At 70.8% G+C, this 20,256-nt stretch carries 17 protein-coding genes; 12 read left to right on the top strand and 5 right to left on the bottom strand.

Translation table 11 applies throughout. The features are described 5' to 3' along the window. Positions 1 to 25: 25 nt before the first annotated feature. The 5 genes from C6Y14_RS13005 to C6Y14_RS13025 all read left to right on the top strand — a co-directional run bounded on the left by C6Y14_RS13005 (position 26) and on the right by C6Y14_RS13025 (position 8,314). Positions 26 to 1,435: a phytoene desaturase family protein gene (locus C6Y14_RS13005; RefSeq protein WP_107016956.1), complete on the top strand. Its 1,410-nt coding sequence runs from the start codon at positions 26 to 28 to the stop codon at positions 1,433 to 1,435. After that, positions 1,432 to 1,941, top strand: a complete 510-nt coding sequence (locus tag C6Y14_RS13010) for an O-acetyl-ADP-ribose deacetylase (RefSeq protein WP_107016755.1) — start codon at positions 1,432 to 1,434, stop codon at positions 1,939 to 1,941. Before C6Y14_RS13005 ends, C6Y14_RS13010 begins: the two co-directional genes overlap by 4 nt. A 163-nt stretch (positions 1,942 to 2,104) precedes the next feature. Further along, a complete protein-coding gene (locus tag C6Y14_RS13015) occupies positions 2,105 to 6,067 on the top strand; it encodes a glycoside hydrolase family 2 TIM barrel-domain containing protein (protein WP_107016756.1) in 3,963 nt (1,320 codons plus the stop codon). Positions 6,068 to 6,203: 136 nt separating this feature from the next. After that, entirely contained in the window at positions 6,204 to 7,730 is a 1,527-nt protein-coding gene (locus C6Y14_RS13020) for an AlkA N-terminal domain-containing protein (protein ID WP_318658054.1), read from the top strand. Next, positions 7,727 to 8,314, top strand: a complete 588-nt coding sequence (locus C6Y14_RS13025; RefSeq protein WP_225891044.1) for a methylated-DNA--[protein]-cysteine S-methyltransferase — start codon at positions 7,727 to 7,729, stop codon at positions 8,312 to 8,314. The genes C6Y14_RS13020 and C6Y14_RS13025 overlap by 4 nt, the downstream gene beginning before the upstream one ends. Positions 8,315 to 8,342: 28 nt before the next feature. Here C6Y14_RS13025 and C6Y14_RS13030 read toward each other — a convergent pair whose 3' ends face one another. Further along, on the bottom strand, positions 8,343 to 8,834 hold the full coding sequence (locus tag C6Y14_RS13030; RefSeq protein WP_107016757.1) for an NUDIX domain-containing protein: 492 nt from the start codon (positions 8,832 to 8,834) through the stop codon (positions 8,343 to 8,345). A 169-nt stretch (positions 8,835 to 9,003) separates the two neighbouring features. On the opposite strand from C6Y14_RS13030, the gene C6Y14_RS13035 reads away from it, so the two are divergent. Beyond that, the gene (locus C6Y14_RS13035) at positions 9,004 to 9,255 is read left to right on the top strand and encodes a hypothetical protein (RefSeq protein WP_107016758.1); all 252 of its coding nucleotides are present in this window, start codon (positions 9,004 to 9,006) and stop codon (positions 9,253 to 9,255) included. 174 nt (positions 9,256 to 9,429) lie between these two features. Further along, positions 9,430 to 10,596 (top strand): glycerate kinase, encoded by a 1,167-nt coding sequence (locus tag C6Y14_RS13040; protein ID WP_107016759.1) that lies wholly within the window; start codon positions 9,430 to 9,432, stop codon positions 10,594 to 10,596. A 234-nt stretch (positions 10,597 to 10,830) separates the two neighbouring features. Here C6Y14_RS13040 and C6Y14_RS13045 read toward each other — a convergent pair whose 3' ends face one another. Next, the gene (locus tag C6Y14_RS13045) at positions 10,831 to 12,027 is read right to left on the bottom strand and encodes a PucR family transcriptional regulator (RefSeq protein ID WP_107016760.1); all 1,197 of its coding nucleotides are present in this window, start codon (positions 12,025 to 12,027) and stop codon (positions 10,831 to 10,833) included. A gap of 238 nt (positions 12,028 to 12,265) precedes the next feature. Here C6Y14_RS13045 and C6Y14_RS13050 point away from each other — a divergent pair, with 238 nt between their 5' ends. From C6Y14_RS13050 to C6Y14_RS13070, 5 genes are read left to right on the top strand one after another with little or no spacing between them, the layout of a single operon-like run. Continuing rightward, positions 12,266 to 13,072: an ABC transporter ATP-binding protein gene (locus C6Y14_RS13050; RefSeq protein ID WP_107016761.1), complete on the top strand. Its 807-nt coding sequence runs from the start codon at positions 12,266 to 12,268 to the stop codon at positions 13,070 to 13,072. 10 nt (positions 13,073 to 13,082) lie between these two features. Further along, a complete protein-coding gene (locus C6Y14_RS13055; RefSeq protein WP_107016762.1) occupies positions 13,083 to 13,952 on the top strand; it encodes an ABC transporter ATP-binding protein in 870 nt (289 codons plus the stop codon). Beyond that, entirely contained in the window at positions 13,949 to 14,839 is an 891-nt protein-coding gene (locus C6Y14_RS13060; RefSeq protein WP_107016763.1) for a branched-chain amino acid ABC transporter permease, read from the top strand. Before C6Y14_RS13055 ends, C6Y14_RS13060 begins: the two co-directional genes overlap by 4 nt. After that, complete coding sequence (locus C6Y14_RS13065) at positions 14,832 to 15,965, top strand: branched-chain amino acid ABC transporter permease (RefSeq protein ID WP_404828780.1); 1,134 nt, start codon at positions 14,832 to 14,834, stop codon at positions 15,963 to 15,965. Before C6Y14_RS13060 ends, C6Y14_RS13065 begins: the two co-directional genes overlap by 8 nt. 5 nt (positions 15,966 to 15,970) lie before the next feature. Then, positions 15,971 to 17,236, top strand: coding sequence for an ABC transporter substrate-binding protein (locus C6Y14_RS13070; protein ID WP_404828787.1), 1,266 nt, complete (start codon positions 15,971 to 15,973; stop codon positions 17,234 to 17,236). Between the two features lie 145 nt (positions 17,237 to 17,381). Here the strand turns inward: C6Y14_RS13070 and pssA are convergent, their stop codons facing one another. The 3 genes from pssA to C6Y14_RS13085 all read right to left on the bottom strand — a co-directional run bounded on the left by pssA (position 17,382) and on the right by C6Y14_RS13085 (position 20,255). After that, positions 17,382 to 18,200 carry a CDP-diacylglycerol--serine O-phosphatidyltransferase gene (gene pssA, locus C6Y14_RS13075; protein WP_107016960.1) on the bottom strand — a complete coding sequence of 273 codons (819 nt, stop codon included), beginning with the start codon at positions 18,198 to 18,200 and terminating at the stop codon, positions 17,382 to 17,384. Positions 18,201 to 18,222: 22 nt separating this feature from the next. Beyond that, the gene (locus tag C6Y14_RS13080) at positions 18,223 to 18,879 is read right to left on the bottom strand and encodes a phosphatidylserine decarboxylase (RefSeq protein WP_107016765.1); all 657 of its coding nucleotides are present in this window, start codon (positions 18,877 to 18,879) and stop codon (positions 18,223 to 18,225) included. A 170-nt stretch (positions 18,880 to 19,049) separates the two neighbouring features. Beyond that, on the bottom strand, positions 19,050 to 20,255 hold the full coding sequence (locus C6Y14_RS13085) for an acyl-CoA dehydrogenase family protein (protein ID WP_107016766.1): 1,206 nt from the start codon (positions 20,253 to 20,255) through the stop codon (positions 19,050 to 19,052). Between the last annotated feature and the right edge of the window lies 1 nt (position 20,256).

Genomic DNA, 20,256 nt, shown 5'->3' on the forward strand with positions numbered 1-20,256 from the left:
ACAAAGGAGTCCGAAGGTGCCGTCGATGCTCGATGCCGTCGTGGTGGGTGCGGGGCCGAACGGACTGACGGCTGCCGTGGAGCTGGCCCGTCGCGGCTTCTCCGTGGCCGTCTTCGAGGCGCGCGACACCGTCGGGGGAGGTGCCCGCACCGAGGAGCTGACCCTGCCCGGCTTCCGGCACGACCCGTGTTCGGCAGCGCACCCCCTGGGAGTCAACTCACCCGCCTTCCGCGCGATGCCTCTCGGGCGGTACGGGCTGGAGTGGCTGCAGCCCGAACTGCCCATGGCGCACCCCTTCCTGGACGGCACGGCGGCCGTGCTGTCGCGGTCGGTGGCCGAGACGGCGGCCTCGTTCGGACCGCGGGACGCGGGCACGTACCGCAGGCTCGTGGAGCCTTTCACCCACCGGTGGGACACCCTCGTACAGGACTTCATGTCCCTGCCGCTCAGCGCGCTGCCCCGGGACCCGGTCACCCTCGCCCGCTTCGGACTGGTCGGACTGCCGCCGTCGACCTGGCTGATGCGCAGGTTCCGCGACGAGCGCGCCAAGGCGCTGTTCGCGGGGCTCGTCGCCCATGTCATGTCGCCGCTGGGCGGTGTCGCCACCGGCGCCGTCGGGCTCGTCTTCGCGCTGGCCGCGCACGCCAGGGGCTGGCCCGTCGCCAGGGGCGGCTCCCAGTCGATCTCCGACGCGCTCACCGCGTACCTCAAGGACCTGGGCGGCGCCGTCCACACCGACTACGAGGTCAAGCGCCTCGACGACCTGCCGCCCGCGCGCGCGTACGTCTTCGACACCTCGCCCACCGCGCTGAGCCGGATCGCGGGCTTCGGGAGCTACTACGAGCGGTACCGGTACGGGGCGGGTGTCTTCAAGCTCGACTACGCGCTCGACGGACCGGTGCCGTGGACCGCGAAGGAGGCCCGCACGGCCGGCACGGTACAGGTCGGCGCGGACCGCAAGGAGATCGCCACCGCTCTGCGCGCCGCCTCCAGGGAAGGGCGTGCCCCCGACGCCCCGTTCCTGATCACCGTGCAGCCGAGTGTCGTCGACCCGTCCCGCGCACCGGCCGGAAAGCACGTGTTCTGGGCCTACGCGCACGTCCCGAGCGGCTGGACCGGAGACCTCACCGACACCATCGAGCGCCAGTTGGAGCGGTTCGCGCCCGGCTTCCGCGACCGGGTGCTCGCCCGCGCCACAGCGGGACCACCCGAACTCGCCGCCCGTAACGCCAACTACGTGGGCGGTGACATCGGCTGCGGCGCGGCCTCCGGCCTGCAACTGCTGCTGCGGCCCACGCTGTCGGCGTTCCCGTACAACACCCCGCACCCGGCGGTGTTCATCTGCTCCTCGGCGACCCCGCCGGGTCCCGGCGTGCACGGCATGTCCGGGCACAACGCGGCGAAGGCCGTATGGAAGAGGCTGCGCCAGACATGACCGGTATCGAACTCGTCCGGGGCGACATCACCGAGCAGAGCGTGGACGCCATCGTGAACGCGGCGAACTCCTCCCTGCTGGGTGGCGGGGGAGTGGACGGTGCCATCCACCGGCGCGGCGGCCCCGAGATCCTCGCCGAGTGCCGCAAACTGCGCGCCTCGCATTACGGCAAGGGCCTGCGAACGGGACAGGCGGTCGCCACCACCGCCGGCCGGCTGGACGCGCGCTGGGTGATCCACACCGTCGGGCCCGTCCACAGCAGCAGCGAGGACCGGTCCGAGCTGCTGGCCTCCTGCTATCGGGAATCCCTGCGGATCGCCGACGAACTGGGCGCGCGGACCGTCGCGTTCCCGGCCATCTCCGCGGGCATCTTCGGCTGGCCGATGGACGACGCGGCGCGTGTCGCGGTCGGGACCGTGCGGGACACGGAGACAGCGGTGACCGAGGTCAGATTCGTCCTCTTCGACGAGCCGGCGTACGAGGCGTTCGCGGCGCGCGTCGACTGACGCGGCGCAGCCCCCAGAAACACACAGAGTTCGACAGGGTCATTGCCGCTGTTGTGTTCGGGTTCTAGGGTTTCTGTGACTCACCAAGTGCCTTTGTGCCCAGTAGTCGCTTTACGCCCCTCAGTTCGCGCACCCCACTGTCGTACCGAGGAAGGCCCCCGCCATGCCGCACCCGCGCCCGCACCTGCCTCCGCACACGACTCCCGTCAGCCGCCGTCGACTTCTTGAGGGAGGGGCCGTCGTCCTCGGCGCGCTCGCCCTGCCCTCGTCCACCTCCGCGGTCCACGCGGCCGCGGCCGGTCCGTCCGCCGCGGACGGCTCCCCGGAGTGGAACGGCGCCATCGACGTCTTCCAGGTCGGCACCGAGCCGCCGCACACCACCCTCACCCCGTACGCGGACGTGGCGCAGGCGCTGGACGGCGACCGCACCCGCTCGCCGTACCGGATGAGCCTCGACGGGAAGTGGAGGTTCGCCTACGTCGACCGCCCCGACGACCGGGACCCCGACTTCCACCGCACCGACGTCGACGACAGCTCCTGGGACACCATCCCCGTACCCTCCGCCTGGCAGCTGCACGGCTACGACTTTCCGATCTACATCAACATCACGTACCCGTACTGGGGCCCCAACGGCCTGGGCGAGGAGCCGCAGCCGCCGGCCGCCCCGACCCGGTACAACCCCGTGGGCCAGTACAGACGTACCTTCACCGTCCCGAAGGGCTGGTCGGGGCGGCGGACGTTCCTGCACTTCGAAGGGGTCAAGTCCGCCCACTACGTGTGGATCAACGGAGAACTGGTCGGCTACCACGAGGACTCGTACACCCCCGCCGAGTACGACATCACCCCGCACCTGAAGTCCGGCACCAACCAGATCGCGGTGGAGGTCTACCGCTACTCCGACGGGGACTGGCTGGAGGACCAGGACATGATCCGGCTGAGCGGCATCTTCCGCTCGGTCCACCTCTACTCCACCCCGGCCGTGCACCTGCGCGACTTCAAACTGGACACCCCGCTGAGCGACGACTACCGGGCCGCCGAGCTGTCGGTCACCGCGAGCGTGCGCGACTACGGCGACCGTGCGGAGGGCGAGGGCGCCACGGGCTCGTACTCCGTCGAGACCCAGCTCCACGACGCGCGCGGCCACGCCGTCTGGCCCCGCCCGCTGCACCGGACCGTGGACCTCGGCTCGGCCCCGGCCGGCGAGGACGTGACCGTACAGGCCGCCAGAGCCGTGCCCGCGCCGAAGCTGTGGTCGGCCGAGGACCCGTACCTGTACACGGCCGTGCTGCGGCTGCGCGATCCGGCGGGCAAGGTCGTCGAGACGCTCTCGCACCGGGTGGGCCTGCGCGAGTTCGCGCTGAAGGACGGGCTGATGCGCATCAACGGCCGGCCCGTCTCCCTGCGGGGCACCAACCGGCACGAGATGCACCCCGACCGCGGCACCGCGCTCACCCGCGCGGACATGGTCCGGGACATGGAGGTCATCAAGCGGACCAACATCAACACCGTCCGCACCTCGCACTACCCGAACAACATCCACTGGTACGAACTGGCCGACGAGTACGGCCTGTACCTGGTGGACGAGACCAACCTGGAGACCCACGGCATCCGCGACGAGTACCCGGGCGACCACCCCGACTGGAGCAGGGCCTGTGTGGCCCGCGCCCGGAACATGGTCCACCGCGACAAGAACCACGCCTCGGTCGTCATCTGGTCGCTGGGCAACGAGGCCGGCGGCGGCAGCACCTTCGTCGCCATGCACGACTGGATCCGCTCGTACGACACGACCCGCGTCATCCAGTACGAGGGCGATGACCGGCCGGAGATCAGCGACATCCGCTCGGAGATGTACGACAGCCCCGCGCGCGTCGAGGCCCGTGCCGAGGACACCTCCGACACCCGCCCGTACGTCATGATCGAGTACTCGCACTCGATGGGGAACTCGACCGGCAACTTCAAGAAGTACTGGGACCTCATCCGCCGCCACGACGTGCTGCAGGGCGGCTGGATCTGGGACTTCGTCGACCAGTCCCTCACGACACCGGTCCCCGTGCGCACCCTCTTCACGGAGACCGGGCCGGGCGCGGTGCGCGGCGAGATCCAGGCCGCCGCCGCGACCTTCGACCGGCGCAAGGGCCTGTCCGGCAGTACCGTCTTCGCCCGCGACCCCGGACTCGACCTCACCGGCTCCCTGACGCTGGAGGCCTGGGTCACCCCGCAGGTGACCGGCTACCACCAGCCGCTCATCACCAAGGGCGACACCCAGTACGCCCTCAAGCAGAACGGCGAGACCCTGGAGTTCTTCATCCACGGCGACGGCCAGTGGATCACCGCCACCTGGGACCTCCCGGACGACTGGACCGGCCGGGAACACCACGTCGCGGGCGTCTTCGACGCGGCGGCGGGCACCCTGACCCTGCACGTGGACGGGGCGGTGAAGGCCACCCGCGCCACCACCCGGCGACCCGCCGTCAACACCGCGCCGCTCTCGCTCGCCACCGACGTCGACAACCCCACCCGGGAGTTCAGCGGCACGATCCGGCGGGCTCGCGTCTACGCCCGCGCGCTGTCCGCGGCCGAACTCGCCTCGGACGGGCGCGGCCCCGGCGACGACGGAGTGCGGTTCTGGTTCGACGCGGCCACCGTGAAGGTGACGGAGAAACGACCGGGGAACCGCCCTGAAGGCCGCAGCTTCTTCGCGTACGGCGGCGACTGGGGCGACCACCCGAACGACGGGGCCTTCGTCGCGGACGGCATCGTCACCGCCGACCGCGGACACACCGGCAAGGCCGCCCAGGTCAAGCGGATCTACCAGGCGATCAACGCCGCACCGACGGCATCGGCGGCATCGGGGAAGTCGCTTGCCGTTCGAGCCGCCGGGCTCTCCGTCACCCTCACCAACGAGTACCTGTTCACCAACCTGCGTGACTTCGACGGCAGTTGGACGCTCGTCGCCGACGGCCGGACCGTGCGGCGCGGACAGCTGAGCCGCGCCCAGCTCGATGTGGCGCCGCTCAGCAGCAAGGACATCACCGTGCCCGTCAGGCTGCCCGCCGACCCGGCGCCCGGCACGGAGTACTTCCTGCGGCTGTCCTTCACCACCAAGGAACGCACCAAATGGGCCAAGGCCGGCTTCGAGGTGGCCGCCCAGCAACTGCCGGTCGACGCCGACAGCCCCGCCGTGCGGCCCGTGCCACTGACCCGGGTGCCCCCGCTGCGCCACCAGGACGGCGAACGGTCCGTCACGGTCAGGGGCGACGACTTCTCGGTGACCGTCGACAAGAGGACGGGACTCATCACCTCGTACGAGGCCCGTGGCGCCCGGCTCCTCACCTCCGGGCCCGTACCGAACTTCTGGCGGGCACCGACCGACAACGACCGGGGCAACGGCCAGCACGTCCGCAACCAGACCTGGCGCGACGCCGGGACCCTGCGCGAGGTGACCGACGTCAGTGTGGACACCGTGCGCGACCGGGCCGTCCGGATCAAGGTCACCGGCACCCTGCCCACCACCACCGAATCCGCGTACACCACTACCTACACCGTCTTCGGCAACGGTGAGATCAAGGTCGACAACACCCTCCACCCGGGCGCGGCGAACCTGCCCTACATCCCGGAGGTCGGCAACCTGCTGTTCCTCCCGGGCCGGCTGGAGCACCTGCGCTACTACGGCCGCGGCCCCGAGGAGAACCACTGGGACCGCAACGACGGCACCGACGTGGGGCTCTACTCGGGGACCGTCTCCGAGCAGTGGACGCCCTACATCCGCCCGCAGGAGAACGGCAACAGGACCGACGTCCGCTGGGCCGCCCTCACCGGCCGCGACGGCACCGGGCTCCTCGTCTCCGGCGAACCCCTCATCGAGGTCAACGCCTCACACTTCACCCCCGAGGACCTGTCGGTGGGCACGCGCCACGACTACCAGCTGACCCGCCGGGACGAGGTCGTCCTGCGCGTCAACCACCGGCAGATGGGTGTCGGCGGCGACAACAGCTGGGGCGCGCACACCCACGACGAGTACAAGCTCTTCGCCGACCGGGACTACTCCTACACCTACCGGCTGCGCCCCCTGACCGACGTCGGCAGGGCGACGGCGGCCTCCCGGCGCCCCACGGCCGAGGAGTGAGCCCCATGGCCGAGGGGTGAGCCCCGGGTCCGGGAAAGGGAGCCGGTGAGCCCCGGGGCCCGGGAGAGGGAGCCGGGCTGAGGCAGATGTCGCATTCCCGCCAGCCATCGCCCTGACCGAGGGCGATGCTGGGGGCATGCAGAACGGGATGCACGCCGAGACCGAGCGCTGTGTGCGCGCCGTCCAGTCGAAGGACGCCCGCTTCGACGGCTGGTTCTTCACCGCGGTCCTGACCACGCGGATCTACTGCCGGCCCAGCTGCCCCGTCGTGCCTCCGAAGCCGGAGAACATGACGTTCTACCCGAGCGCCGCCGCCTGCCAGCAGGCCGGATTCCGGGCGTGCAAACGCTGCCGCCCCGATACGAGCCCCGGCTCGCCCGAGTGGAACCAGCGCGCCGACCTGGTCGCCCGCGCGATGCGGCTCATCGCCGACGGGACCGTGGACCGCGAGGGCGTGCCGGGGCTCGCGACCCGCCTCGGCTACAGCACCCGGCAGATCGAACGCCAGCTCCTGGCCGAGCTGGGCGCGGGCCCGCTCGCCCTGGCCCGCGCCCAGCGTGCCCAGACCGCCCGCCTGCTCATCGAGACGACCACGCTCCCGATGGCCGAGATCGCCTTCGCGGCGGGCTTCTCCTCCGTCCGCACCTTCAACGACACGGTCCGCGAGGTCTTCGCCCTCGCCCCGAGCGAGCTGCGCACCAAGGCGCCCAAGAATCACGTCGACCGCACCAACTCGACCGGTACACCGGGGGTGTTGGCACTCCGGCTCCCCTTCCGGACCCCGCTCAACCCGGACAACCTCTTCGGCCACCTCGCCGCCACCGCCGTACCCGGGGTGGAGGAGTGGCGCGACGGCGCGTACCGGCGCACCCTGCGTCTGCCGTACGGCCACGGAGTCGTCGCCCTCACTCCGAAGCCCGACCACATCGGCTGCCGGCTCACCCTCAGCGACCTGCGCGACCTGACCGTCGCCATCAGCCGCTGCCGCCGCATGCTCGACCTGGACGCCGACCCGGTCGCGGTCGACGACCAGTTGCGTACGGATCCGGTGCTGGCGCCACTCGTCGACAAGGCGCCGGGCCGCCGGGTGCCCCGTACGGTCGACGAGGCCGAGTTCGCCGTACGGGCCGTGCTGGGGCAGCAGGTGTCCACGGCCGCCGCCCGTACGCACGCGGGACGCCTGGTGGCGGCACACGGTGACACCGTCGACGATCCCGAGGGCGGTCTCACCCACCTCTTCCCGTCCGCCGAGGCCCTGGCGGCACTCGACCCCGAAGCCCTCGCCATGCCGGCCACCCGCCGGGCCACCCTCACCACACTCGTCGGCCAACTGGCCGACGGCACCCTCAATCTCGGCGTCGAGGGCGACTGGACGGAGACCAGGGCCCGGCTGCTCGCCCTGCCCGGGTTCGGCCCCTGGACGGTCGAGGTCATCGCCATGCGCGCCCTCGGCGACCCCGACGCCTTCCCGGTGACCGACCTCGGAATCCGTTACGCGGCACGGGACTTGGGCCTGCCGTCCACTCCCGCCGCACTGACGGCACGGGCCGCGGACTGGCGGCCCTGGCGCGCGTACGCCGTCCAGTACCTGTGGGCGACGGGCTCGCACCCGGTCAACTTCCTCCCCGAACAGACAGCTCACGCACCGAAGGAAGCACAGTGAAGCAACCCCTGAAACAGCACACGAAGCGGCACACCGTCATCGACAGCCCGTACGGCCCGCTCACCCTGGTCGCCACCGACGGCGTCCTCTGCGGCCTCTACATGACCGACCAGCGCCACCGCCCGCCCGAGGAGAACTTCGGCGGCCCCGGCGACCCGGACGACACGCCGTTCGCCGAGGTGGCCGAGGAGCTACGGGCCTACTTCGCGGGCGAGTTGCGGGACTTCTCCGTCCAACTGCACCTCCACGGCACCCCGTTCCAGCGTTCCGTCTGGGCGGAGCTCCGCAGGATCCCCTACGGCGAGACCCGTTCGTACGGTCAGCTCGCGGACACCCTCGGCAATCCGAACGCCTCCCGGGCGGTCGGCCTCGCCAACGGCAGGAACCCGCTGGGAATCATCGTGCCCTGCCATCGCGTGGTGGGCGCCGACGGCAGCCTGACGGGCTACGGCGGCGGCTTGGAACGCAAGCGGCAACTGCTGGACTTCGAGCGCGGAGGGCAGGGAGGACAGGGAGAGGGCCGAGAGGGCCGAGAGGGCCGAGAGGGCCGAGAGGGCCGGGAAGGGCATCTGGCTCTCTTCTGAGCCGCTGCGGGAGAGACGGCGGCGCGCGTCAGCCGACCCGGTCGCCGTTCTCCAGTTCCGCCGCGCCCGTTCCCTCCGTCAGGACGTCGAGTGCGGTGACCACGCGGCGGCCCAGGGAGCCCGGCATGTACTCGGTGAGCTCCTCGCGCGGGACCAGCCGCCAGGACAGCAGCTCCGACTCCTGGAGGCGGATCGACTTGAACTGCTCCTCCGTCAGGACTCCACCGTCGTACAGGTACGCCACGATCGGGGGCCGCTGCGTGCCGGGCACCCAGTCCACCGCGAGCAGCCTGCCGACCTCCAGGTCCAGGCCGATCTCCTCCAGGGTCTCCCGGTGGGCCCCCTGCCTGGGTGTCTCCCCGGCGTCCGACTCCACGGTCCCGCCCGGCAGCGCCCAGCCGTCACGGTAGTTGGGCTCGACGAGCAGCACACGGCCCTCGGCGTCACGGAAGAGAGCGGCGGCGCCGACGAGCACGCGGGGCAGGCCCGCGATGTACGTGGCGTAGTCAGAGGTGGTCATCGGGCCAGCGTAGCGAGATCGACGGGAAGCTCCGCAAGATCGTCAACCCGTGGACGGCTTACACCCGGTCTGTCGAATTCCTCTCGATCTCAACTGGTTTGCATACGTACGGCACCGCGCCACATGAGAAGGTCGTCAGGTTTTATTCGTATTGCACGTTGGGAGTCCCATGAAGTCGTCGAGTCGTACGACGGTCCTCGCGGCCGGTGCCGTCGCGGTCGCCGCCGTCCTGTCCGGCCCCGGTGCCGCCGTCGCCCAGGCCGCACCCGCCGAGCCTCTGGTCCATACCGGGGACGTCGGTGTGCGGACCGGGGACCTCGACCTGCTGGAGGATGTGCTGGAGCACATCAGCGTGCCGTTCGGACACAAGGGCAAGCTGACCCACCAGCTCTACGACTCGCGCGGCACCGACGCCGGCTGACCCGCCACCGCCCCGAGAGGCTCGTCCGAGCCCGGTCCGGGTCCGTCCGAGCCCGTCCCACCGCTGTCCGGGTCCTGAGAACCGCCCTGGGCAGCGGCCCCCTCCTGCGGTTAGGGTCGCAGCGGCGCGACTGCCTTGACATGCGCAAGGCCCGAAGAGCAAGGGGAACACAAGGTGGCTGACGCTGCAGTGAACCGGACCGGTAGCCAGATCCAGCGCGTACTCATCGCCGCGGACAAGTTCAAGGGCTCGCTCACGGCCGTGCAGGTCGCCGAGCGGGTCACGGCGGGACTGCACCGGATCGCGCCCCAGGTCGAGGTCGAGTCGCTGCCGGTGGCCGACGGCGGAGACGGCACCGTCGCCGCGGCGGTCGCCGCCGGGTTCGAACGGCACGAGGTACGGGTCGCGGGGCCGCTCGGTGACGAGGTCACCGCCGCGTTCGCCCTGCGCGAGGAGACCGCGGTCGTCGAGATGGCCGAGGCCAGCGGCCTGCAGCGACTGCCCGCCGGGACCTTCGCGCCGCTCACGTCGTCCACGTACGGGTCCGGGGAACTATTGCGGGCCGCGCTCGACGCCGGGGCCCGGACCATCGTCTTCGGCGTCGGCGGCAGCGCGACAACCGACGGCGGGGCCGGGATGCTGGCCGCGCTCGGGGCCCGGTTCCTCGACGAGGACGGCGAGCCCGTACCGCCCGGGGGCGGGTCCCTCGCGGAACTCGCCACGGCGGACCTGACCGGTCTCGACCCCCGCCTCACCGGCGTCGACGTGGTCCTCGCGAGCGACGTCGACAACCCGCTGACCGGTCCGAAGGGCGCTGCGGCGGTGTACGGGCCGCAGAAGGGCGCCTCCCCCGACGAGGTCGCGGCGCTCGACGCGGGGCTCGCGCACCTCGCCACGATCCTGGAGAAGTCGATCGGGGGGCGGGCCGCGGAGTACGCCGTCGCGCCCGGGGCGGGGGCCGCGGGGGGTATCGGGTACGGGGCCCTGGTGGGGCTCGGTGCGAGTTTCCGGCCCGGTATCGAGGTGATGCTCGACGTGCTGGGGTTCGGGCCGGCACTGTCGCGGGCGACGCTCGTCATCACGGGGGAGGGGTCGCTGGACGACCAGACCCTCCATGGGAAGGCTCCGGCGGGGGTGGCGGCGGCGGCTCGTGCCGCCGGTAAGGAGGTCATCGCCGTGTGCGGGCGGTTGGCTCTTGCTCCTGAGGCGCTGGGGCGGGCTGGGATTCGGCGGGTGTATCCGCTCACGGATGTCGAGCCGGATGTGGGCCGGTGCATCGCGGACGCGGGCCCGATCCTGGAACGGGTGGCCGAGCGAATCGCGCGTGATTTCCTCACCTGAGGATGACTTGCGGGGTTTTTCGCCCCCGCCGCCCCTACCCATTCCCGTCCACGCATGGGGGCTAAGCCCCCTCGCCCCCTTTGTCCTCAAACGCCGGACGGGCTGAGAGACGTCCGCCGGACGGGCTGAAAGGTGCCTTTCAGCCCGTCCGGCGTTTGAGGACCGGGGGTTCGGGGGCAGCGCCCCCGAGTCAGTGACGGGACGGGTAGGGGCGGCGGGGGCGAAAACAATGCGCTACCCCCCTACCCCCGCCAACCGATACGCATCCAGCGCCAGCGTCATCTCGATCAGGTCCCGCGGTCGCGCCAACGACCGCGACGTCAGCTGTTCCAGGCGCCGCAGGCGGTTGAACACCGTGTTCCGGTGGCAGTACAGCCGCCCAGCCGCCCGCCCAGCAGACCCCTCACAGCTCAGCCACGCGTCGAGCGTCTCCAACAGCACGGCCCGATCGGGCGGTTCGAGCTCCAGCAGCGCGCCGAACACGTCCGCCACCAGCCGCGACGCCAGCTCGGGCTGGCTGACGACGAGCGCGGTCGGCATCCGCTGGTCGAGCCGCACGACGGCGCTCGCGTCCGGCGGACACGTACGCAGCGCCAGTTCGGCGAGCCGCCGCGCCCGCCCCAGCTCGGCGAGCCCGGCGACCACGGGACTGATCCCGCCGGGACCGGAACACCGCCCGTCGAGCGCCCGCGCGACCCCGTCGAGGCCCTGTCCGGGCCCGAGGGCCACCACCCCCACCTCGCAGTCGGCCCGCATCCGCCAGACGAACCGCAGCCCCGCCCCCTCCACGGGCCGCCGCAACGGCTCCCGCCGCTCCGAGCGCAGCACGACCACGGCGTACGGACCCCGTTCGGGCAGGTCCAGGCCGGCGGCGGCGCGCGCGGCCAGCCCGGGCGCCTCCTGACCCTCCAGGAGCGCGTCGAGCAGCGCCTGGAGCCGTTCGTCGGTACGCCGCCGAAGTTCCATCTCGGTCGCCAGATACGACTCGGTCGCCGTCGCGGCCTGCGCGTCCACGGCGGACCACACCATGGTCGCCGACCGCATCAGCACCCCGAGACGCTCCGGTTCCTTGCCGGTCGCCGCCTCAAGCAGCGCGTCCCACACCAGATAGCCGGCGGAGCGGTACGCGTGCACCAGCAGTTCCAGCGGCAGGCCCTGCTGGGCCCGGCGCCGGCCCGCGTCCTCCGCGTACTCCAGATCGCGGCGGGGTGAGTCCCGGGGCGCGGAGATCGTCTCGATCCCGATCCGCATCGCGTCCTGGGCCTCCCGCCACTGCTGGTCGTACGGCAGGAACTCCCCGTAGACGGGGGAGTGTTCGGCCAGTTGCCGCATGTGCTCGTCGACCAGCTCCGGCAGCCGCTCCAGCAGCGCCGTGCAGGACTCGGCGAGCAGCTTCCAGTCATGACCGGTACGCCTTCTGCGGGCTCCCATGGCCGGAGGATGTCACCTGTGTGCCGCCCCGCACAGGCCCCTGACACGCGGTGTTGTGCGCGCGCACAACGCCTGCCCGCACCCGCTGGTCACCCGCAGCGATTCGCCCGCGCCCCGTGGACGGACGCCCCTGCCGGTGCTGTGGTGAGCGCCACACCGGACGTGCACGCACCGGACGTGAACACGCCGGGTGCGAGGCGGGCAGGAGCGCGATGACCGCGATGACAGGGGGAATGCCATGGGTGGGTCGGGGCTGGCCGTACGGGACCTGTCGGTCGGATACGGGCCCGTACGGGCACTGCGCCAGGTGTCCCTGGAGGTGCCGGAGGGAGCCGTCGTCACGGTCCTCGGCGGCAATGGCGCGGGCAAGACGACCCTCCTGCGGGCCATCTGCCGGACCCTGTCCTTCCACGGCGGCGCGGTGACCGCAGGCACGGTCGAGTTCGACGGCCGCCCTCTCGGCGGCCTTCCGCCGGACCGGGTGGTGGCCGCCGGGATCTCCCAGATCCCGGAAGGGCGCCGGGTGTTCGCCCGGATGACCGTCGCCGACAACCTGCGTGCCGGGGCGCTCGGGGCCACCGGCGGCCGTGCCGAGCGGGCCGCCGCCCTGCGCCGCGTCCACGAACTGTTCCCCGTGCTCGCCGACCGCGCCCAGCAGCACGCCGGTCTGCTGTCCGGCGGAGAACAGCAGATGCTCGCGGTCGGGCGTGCCCTGATGGCCGCCCCGAGGATGCTGCTCCTCGACGAACCGTCCCTGGGGCTCGCCCCGTTGATGGCGGCACGGATCGCCGAGACCGTGAGGGAGATCAACACCCAGGGCACCTCGATCCTGCTCGTGGAGCAGAACGCCGCGCTGGCCCTGCGCCTGGCCACCCGCGCGTACGTCCTTGAGGTCGGCGAGGTCACCCTGTCGGGGCCCGCCGACGAACTGGCCGCCTCCGACGAGGTGCGCCGCCGCTATCTGGGCGTGGTCGACGAGGACGCCGCGGCCGACGCCGAGCGGGCCCGCGCCTCGCACCCGGCGCTGACCCGATGGAAGGGGTGAGCACATCACCATGACGAACGACGCGCCGCCACAGCCCACGGACCCCGGTCCTGAGGCAGCCACCGCCGTACCACCGCTCCAGGTGAAGGACCTGACCGTGCGTTTCGCCGGTCTGACCGCCCTGGACGCCGTGAACTTCACCGTCCGCCCCGGCACCGTGCACGCCCTCATCGGCCCCAACGGAGCGGGCAAGTCCACCTGTTTCAACGTGCTGTCCGGCGTCTACCGCGCCACCTCCGGCAGCGTCCGCCTCGGCGACCACGAACTGACCGGCATGCCTCCGCACCGCATCGCCGATCTGGGCGTCGCCCGCATCTTCCAGAACCTCGCCCTGCCCCCGCTCGCCACGGTCGAGGACAGCCTCCTGCTGGGCCGCCACCGGCTGACCCGCACCGGCTTCCTCGCCGCGGGCCTGAAGCTGCCCGCGGCGGCCCGTGAGGAGCGCCGTCACCGTGAACGCGTCCGTGAGATCGCCGAGTTCGTCGGCATCTCGTCCTGTCTCGCCCGTCCGGCGGGCTCGCTGCCGTACGGCCAGCAGAAGCTCGCCGAACTGGCCCGCGCCCTGTGCATGGAGCCCCGGCTGCTGCTCCTGGACGAGCCGGTCGCGGGCATGACCGCCGACGAGCGGATCCGCACCTCCGCCGTGATCGCGGGGGTCCGCGACAGCCTCGGCATCTCGATCGTCCTGGTGGAACACGACATGGGGGTGGTGATGCGGCTCGCCGACGCGGTGACCGTACTGGACTTCGGGCGCCGCATCGCGGACGGCGCCCCCGCCGACGTACAGAACGATCCGGCGGTCGTACGCGCCTATCTGGGGGAGCGGTCCGAGGAACCCGAAGGGGCCGGGCGCTCCGGGAAAGAGGAGAGCACGTCGTGAGCACCTTCGCCGAACTCCTCCTCAACGGGCTGTCGATGGGGTCGGTCTACGCCCTCATCGCCCTCGGCTTCGTGGTCATCTTCCGGGCCACCGAGGTCGTCAACTTCGCCCACGCGTCCCTGCTGCTGGCCGGCGGGTACATCACCGCGGTCCTCCACGACGACATCGGCTTCTGGCCCGCGCTGCTGGCCGGGATCGCCGGGGCCGCGCTGGTCGGGGCGGCCGTCGAGTTCCTCGTGATGCGCCGCTACCGGGGGTCCGACCACAGCGTCCTCGCCATCGTCACCATCGGTGTGGACATCCTGCTCACCACGGAACTCACCCGCCGGATCGGCACCGACGTGCTGCCGCTCGGCGACCCGTGGGGCGACGACGTCCTCACCATCGGCTCCATCTCGCTGGCCCACACGCGCATCGCCGCCTTCGTCACCGCGGGCCTGCTCATCACGGCCTTCCTGCTCACCTTCCGGTACACCTCCTGGGGCGTGGCCATGCGGGCCGCCGCCGAGAGCACGGAGACGGCCGCGCTGATGGGCGTACGGCTCGGACGGGTGTCGCTCGGCGCCTGGGCCGTGGCGGGCGGACTCGCCGCCGTGGCCGCCCTGTTCCTGACCGTCTTCCCCACCCCGGGCCTGGAGCGGGCCACCTCGCTCGCCGCGCTCAAGGCCTTCCCCGCCGCCATCCTGGGCGGCCTCGACTCCACCACCGGAGCACTCGTCGGCGGTCTGATCGTCGGCGTCACGGAATCCCTCGCGACCGGCTACCAGAGCGAACTGTCGTTCCTGGGACGGGGGTTGGGCGATGTCGCCCCTTACCTCGTGATGACCGTGATCCTGCTCGTCCGGCCCGCCGGGCTGTTCGGCACGAAGGAGCTGGCCCGTGTCTGAGACACCCGTCTCCGAAGTACCGGTCTCCGAAGCACCCGCCTCCGAGACCTCCGCCCGCCGCCCCGTGCGGCTCCCCACCCGCGCCCGTACGTACGTCTGGGCCGCCGGCGCCCTCCTGCTGCTCGTCCTGCCCTTCTACCTGGACCGGTTCTGGCTCCAGGCCGGCCTGTTCGCGATGGCCGCGGCGATCGGCGCGATCGGGCTCAACCTGCTCACCGGCTCCACCGGCCAGCTCTCCATGGGCCACGCCTTCTTCCTCGCGGTCGGCGCGTACGGCTACTGCGTGTTCGCCGCTGACGGCGGTGACGGGCTCACCGGCCTGGGCCTGCCGACCTGGCTCGCGGCCGTCCTCGCCGTCCTGGTCGCGGGCCTGGCCGGCGGCCTCTTCAGCCCCATCGCGGGACGCCTGCGCGGCGCCTACCTGGGCATCGCCACCCTCGCGCTGATCTTCATCGGCCAGCACGTGCTGTTCAACGCCAAGGACCTCACCGGCGGCTTCAACGGCCGTGACGTACCGCCCCTGAGCCTGTTCGGGCTGACCTTCGACGACAGTGAACTCCTGGTCGCCAACGTCCCGTTCGGCTCCGCGGAGAAGCTCTGGTACGCGGCACTCGTGCTGCTCCTCGGCGGCGCGCTGTTCGCCCGCGGGGTGCTGCGCGGACGCCCCGGACGTGCCATGAACGCGATCCGGGACCACCGCATCGCCGCCGGTGTCATGGGTGTCCCCGTGGCCCGCTACCGGGCCGCCGTCTTCGTCCTGTCCTCGATGTACGCGGGCCTCGCGGGCGTCCTGCTCGCCCTGGTCTTCCAGCGGACGGTGCCGGACTACTTCGGCATCACGCTGTCGCTCGAATACCTCGCCATGATCGTCATCGGCGGGCTCGGCTCGGTCTCGGGGGCGGTGATCGGCGCGGTGTTCGTCTCCGTGCTGCCGCAGCTGCTGACCCGCTACAGCGATGCGCTGCCCCTGGTCTCCGCCCCCGGTACCGGCGGGATCGCACCGGGGGAGGCATCCCGGTACCTCTACGGCGCCGCCATTGTCGTGGTGGTGCTCTTCCTTCCCGGCGGCCTGGTCAGGGTGGCCGCCGGACGACGCTTCAGGACCGATCCAGGGGAGGAACGATGAGCACGATGAACACGGCCCGCACGACCAGGGTGGCCGCCGGTGCGATCGCGGCGCTGCTGCTGCTGTCCGGCTGCAGCTCGAAGGCCAAGGACGACGACGGGAAGAGCGACAGCGCCGCGGGAGGGGTGAAGACCGGCAAGGGCATCTCCGGCAAGACCATCGCGCTGGGCGCCCTCACCGACATGACGGGGGTCTACGCGACCCTCGGCAAGAGCGTCACCCAGGCCCAGCAGCTCTATGTGAAGCAGCTGAACGCCGACGGCGGCGTGTGCGGCTACAAGGTCGAGCTGACCGTCCGCGACCACGGCTACGACCCGCAGAAGGCCCTCTCCGCGTACACCGAGCTGGCGCCCAAGGTGCTCGGGTTCGCCCAGTTCATCGGCTCGCCGTTCGTCGCAGCGGCCAAGCCGCGCATCGACGGTCAGGACAAGGGCCTGGTCCTGCCGCAGGCCTGGTCGTCGGCACTCCTCGGCAGCCCGTACATCCGGGTCATCGGGTCCACGTACGACATCGAGACGATCAACGCCGTCGACTTCCTGATGAAGGAGAAGGGCCTCAAGAAGGGCGACAAGCTCGGGCACGTCTACTTCGAGGGCGACTACGGCGAGAGCGCGCTGGCCGGCTCCAAGCACATCGCGAAGGAGGCCGGGCTGACCGTCGTCGAGCAGAAGATCAAGCCGACCGACAACGACATGACCGCGCAGGTCGCGGCCCTGAAGAAGGCCGGTGTCAAGGCGGTCGTCCTCAGCGCGGGCCCCCGCCAGGCGGCCTCCCTGGTCGGCGTCGCGGCGGCGGGCGGCTTCAACGTCCCGATCATCGGCAACAACTCGGCCTTCGCCCCGCAGCTGCTGGCCACCCAGGCGGGTCCGGCCCTGGCGAAGAACTACTGGGTGGCCTCGCCCTCGCTGCCCATCGGCGCGGACACCCCGGGCGCCGAGAAGCTGGTCGCCGACTACAAGAAGGCGTATCCGAAGGACTCCCTGGACAACGGTGTGGTCGCCGGCTGGACGGCCGCCGCGGCGTTCGGCGAGGCCCTGAAGAAGGCCTGCGCGTCCAAGGACCTGACCCGTGAGGGCGTGGACAAGGCCCTGCTCACCATCGACGCCCTGGACACGGGCTTCGGCATCCCCCAGAACTTCACCGACCCCAAGGCCCCCTCCTCCAAGGAAAGCGTCATCCTCCAGCCGGACAAGTCGGTGACAGGCGGCATGAAGGTGGTCCAGCAGCCGTCGGCCTCGACGGTGGCGGAGGCGTACACCGCAACCGAATAGGGCCCCTGGGGGCCCGCAGGGGCCCCTTCAGGGGCGCGGGGAACTGCGCGACCAGGCCCCCACGCACCCGCACTGTGACGCACAAGAGAAGGGCCCCGAACCAGTTCACTGGTCCGGGGCCCTTCCCATGTACGGGGTGCAAGAACTAGGGCAGCTGCGCTGCCCGGGCCTCCCGCCGGTTACCCCGGAAGTTGTTCACCCGCCGAGCAGTCGCGAAGAGGGGAATGACAGCCCCCATCACGAGCTGCAGCGCACACCCGGTCTGCAGCAACAGCTGCCCACCGGGCGCATCGAACGCCCAAGCGGCGAGCAGCGCCATGCTGAGCACGATCCAGGAAAGCATCGCCACGGCGAGACGCCCCCGCGGCTTCGGGTACTCGACGCGGCTCACCATCAGCCACGCCGTACCGATGATCGCCATGAGCGTGGCGACGAACGGCAGCTCAAGCAGCACGATCGAGACGACCGTCAGCGCGCCGAACGGCGACGGCATGCCCTGGAAGGTGCCGTCCTTGACGGTGACGCACGAGAATCTCGCCAGCCGCAGCACGACCGCCAGCAGGACCACGATCCCGCCCACCGCCGCGACCCGCTGGTGCGCGTCGTCGGCGACCATGCCGTACACGAGCACGAAGTACGCCGGCGCCAGACCGAAGCTGATCAGGTCCGAGAGGTTGTCCAGCTCCGCGCCCATCGGGGACGAGCGCAGCTTGCGGGCGACCAGACCGTCGAACAGGTCGAAGACCGCCGCGCAGAGCATCAGGATCACGGCGGTCGCGGCACTGTGCCGCGCCATGCCGGTCTCCTGGCTGCCCGTGAGGTGCGGGATCAGGATGCCCGTGGTGGTGAAGTACACCGCCATGAAGCCGCACGTGGCGTTACCGAGCGTGAGCGTGTCCGCTATTGAGAGGCGGAGAGAGAGGGGCATCTCCTCCTCGTCGTCCAGCTCGTCGGCCTCCGGCACCCAGCCGGTCTGCGTCTCGGGATCAATCACGGTCAATGCGAGTCACCCCCGCCACGGTCTTCTGACCGACCTCCACGTCGACCTCCACGCCCTCGGGGAGGTAGATGTCGACGCGCGACCCGAAGCGGATCAGGCCGATCCGCTCACCCTGCTCGACCTTCGTGCCCTGCGGGATGTACGGCACGATGCGCCGCGCGACCGCACCGGCGATCTGGATCATCTCGATGTCGCCGAGCTCGGTGTCGAAGTGCCAGACAACGCGCTCGTTGTTCTCGCTCTCCTTGTTGAACGCCGGAACGAACCCGCCGGGGATGTGCTCGACCGACGTCACCGTGCCGGAGAGAGGCGCGCGGTTGACGTGGACGTTCAGCGGGCTCATGAAGATCGCGACGCGGGTGCGCCCGTCCTTCCACGGCATGATGCTCTGCACCACACCGTCGGCGGGCGAGATGACCCGGCCCTGGGTGATCTCGCGCTCGGGGTCGCGGAAGAACCACAGCATGCCCGCCGCGAGAGCGGTGGCGGGTACGGCCACGGCCTTGGCGGCGCCGGACTTGCGCGCGCGTACCAGGCTGAGGGCTGCGGTGGCGACGGTCGGGAGGAGCCACGGCGATGCTCCGCGCGCAAGACGTACGCCGGCCAGGCTGTCGCGTGGTGCAGAGGTTTGGCTGTGGGGCATGGATGACCTTCGTAGCGGATGATGCCGCGCGGTGACTGGGGACGGCGGCTTTCCCGGGATCGTACCGGTCGCGGGCCACAACTGGGTAAGCCAGGAAGCCGAGTCGGTGTCCGAAGAGTGCTGACGGGGTGTGATCTTCTTCTCGATGAAAACACCCCGAATCGGTATATCTAACCCTGCAGCCGATACTCTTCGAGCAGCCTGCGTCCGATGATCATTTTCTGGATCTCGGCGGTACCTTCACCGATGAGCAGCATCGGGGCCTCGCGGTAGAGGCGCTCGATCTCGTACTCCTTTGAGAAGCCGTAGCCGCCGTGGATCCGGAAGGCATCTTCCACGACCTCCTTGCAGTATTCGGAGGCGAGGTACTTCGCCATCCCTGCTTCGAGGTCGTTTCGCTCCCCGGAGTCCTTTTTGCGCGCCGCATTGACCATCATCGCATGGGCGGCCTCGACCTTGGTAGCCATCTCGGCCAGTTTGAACTGGATCGCTTGATGTTGAGCGATCTGCTTGCCGAAGGTGTGGCGCTGCTGGGCATAGGAAACGCCCAGTTCAAAGGCACGCTGAGCGACGCCGCAACCACGCGCGGCCACATTGACGCGGCCCACTTCCACGCCGTCCATCATCTGATAAAAACCTCGGCCAGTGGTGCCGCCGAGCACGCGATTGGCCGGAATGCGCAGGCCATCCATGATCAGCTCGGTGGTGTCGACACCCTTGTAGCCCATCTTGTCGATCTTCCCGGGGATGGTCAGGCCGGGGCGGACCTCACCGAAACCGGGCTCCTTCTCCACGAGGAAGGTCGTCATCGACTTGTGGGGCGCGGTCCCCTCGGGGTGGCCTTCGTCACTCTTCACGAGAACGGCCACGAGAGTGGACGTTCCGCCGTTCGTGAGCCACATCTTCTGCCCGTTCAGGACATATTCCTCGCCGTCCCGCACCGCCTTCGACGTGATGGCCGACACGTCGGAGCCGAGCGCCGGCTCGGACATGGAGAACGCGCCGCGCACCTCGCCCGCCGCCATGCGCGGCAGGAAGTACTCCTTCTGCTCCTGCGTGCCGTGCTGCTTGAGCATGTAGGCCACGATGAAGTGGGTGTTGATGATGCCGGACACCGACATCCAGCCGCGCGCGATCTCCTCCACGCACAGCGCGTAGGTGAGGAGCGACTCACCCAGGCCCCCGTACTCCTCGGGGATCATCAGGCCGAAGAGGCCCAACTCCTTGAGCCCGTCGACGATCTGCTGCGGGTACTCGTCGCGGTGCTCCAGCTCGGTCGCGACCGGAATGATCTCCTTGTCGACGAAGTCCCGTACGGTCGACAGGATCTCCCGCTGGATGTCGGTCAGACCGGCGGTCTGGGCGAGTCGCGCCATG

The sequence above is a fragment of the Streptomyces dioscori genome, from assembly GCF_003024195.1.
Classification (GTDB): domain Bacteria; phylum Actinomycetota; class Actinomycetes; order Streptomycetales; family Streptomycetaceae; genus Streptomyces; species Streptomyces dioscori.

Bases quoted from the DNA above. Each gene is read 5' to 3' on its own strand.
- C6Y14_RS13005 (WP_107016956.1), top strand. From the start codon at position 26: ATGCTCGATGCCGTCGTGGTGGGTGCGGGGCCGAACGGACTGACGGCT.
- C6Y14_RS13010 (WP_107016755.1), top strand. From the start codon at position 1,432: ATGACCGGTATCGAACTCGTCCGGGGCGACATCACCGAGCAGAGCGTG.
- C6Y14_RS13015 (WP_107016756.1), top strand. From the start codon at position 2,105: ATGCCGCACCCGCGCCCGCACCTGCCTCCGCACACGACTCCCGTCAGC.
- C6Y14_RS13020 (WP_318658054.1), top strand. From the start codon at position 6,204: ATGCAGAACGGGATGCACGCCGAGACCGAGCGCTGTGTGCGCGCCGTC.
- C6Y14_RS13030 (WP_107016757.1), bottom strand. From the start codon at position 8,834: ATGACCACCTCTGACTACGCCACGTACATCGCGGGCCTGCCCCGCGTG.
- C6Y14_RS13035 (WP_107016758.1), top strand. From the start codon at position 9,004: ATGAAGTCGTCGAGTCGTACGACGGTCCTCGCGGCCGGTGCCGTCGCG.
- C6Y14_RS13045 (WP_107016760.1), bottom strand. From the start codon at position 12,027: ATGGGAGCCCGCAGAAGGCGTACCGGTCATGACTGGAAGCTGCTCGCC.
- C6Y14_RS13050 (WP_107016761.1), top strand. From the start codon at position 12,266: ATGGGTGGGTCGGGGCTGGCCGTACGGGACCTGTCGGTCGGATACGGG.
- C6Y14_RS13055 (WP_107016762.1), top strand. From the start codon at position 13,083: ATGACGAACGACGCGCCGCCACAGCCCACGGACCCCGGTCCTGAGGCA.
- C6Y14_RS13070 (WP_404828787.1), top strand. From the start codon at position 15,971: ATGAACACGGCCCGCACGACCAGGGTGGCCGCCGGTGCGATCGCGGCG.
- C6Y14_RS13080 (WP_107016765.1), bottom strand. From the start codon at position 18,879: ATGCCCCACAGCCAAACCTCTGCACCACGCGACAGCCTGGCCGGCGTA.
- C6Y14_RS13085 (WP_107016766.1), bottom strand. From the start codon at position 20,255: ATGGCGCGACTCGCCCAGACCGCCGGTCTGACCGACATCCAGCGGGAG.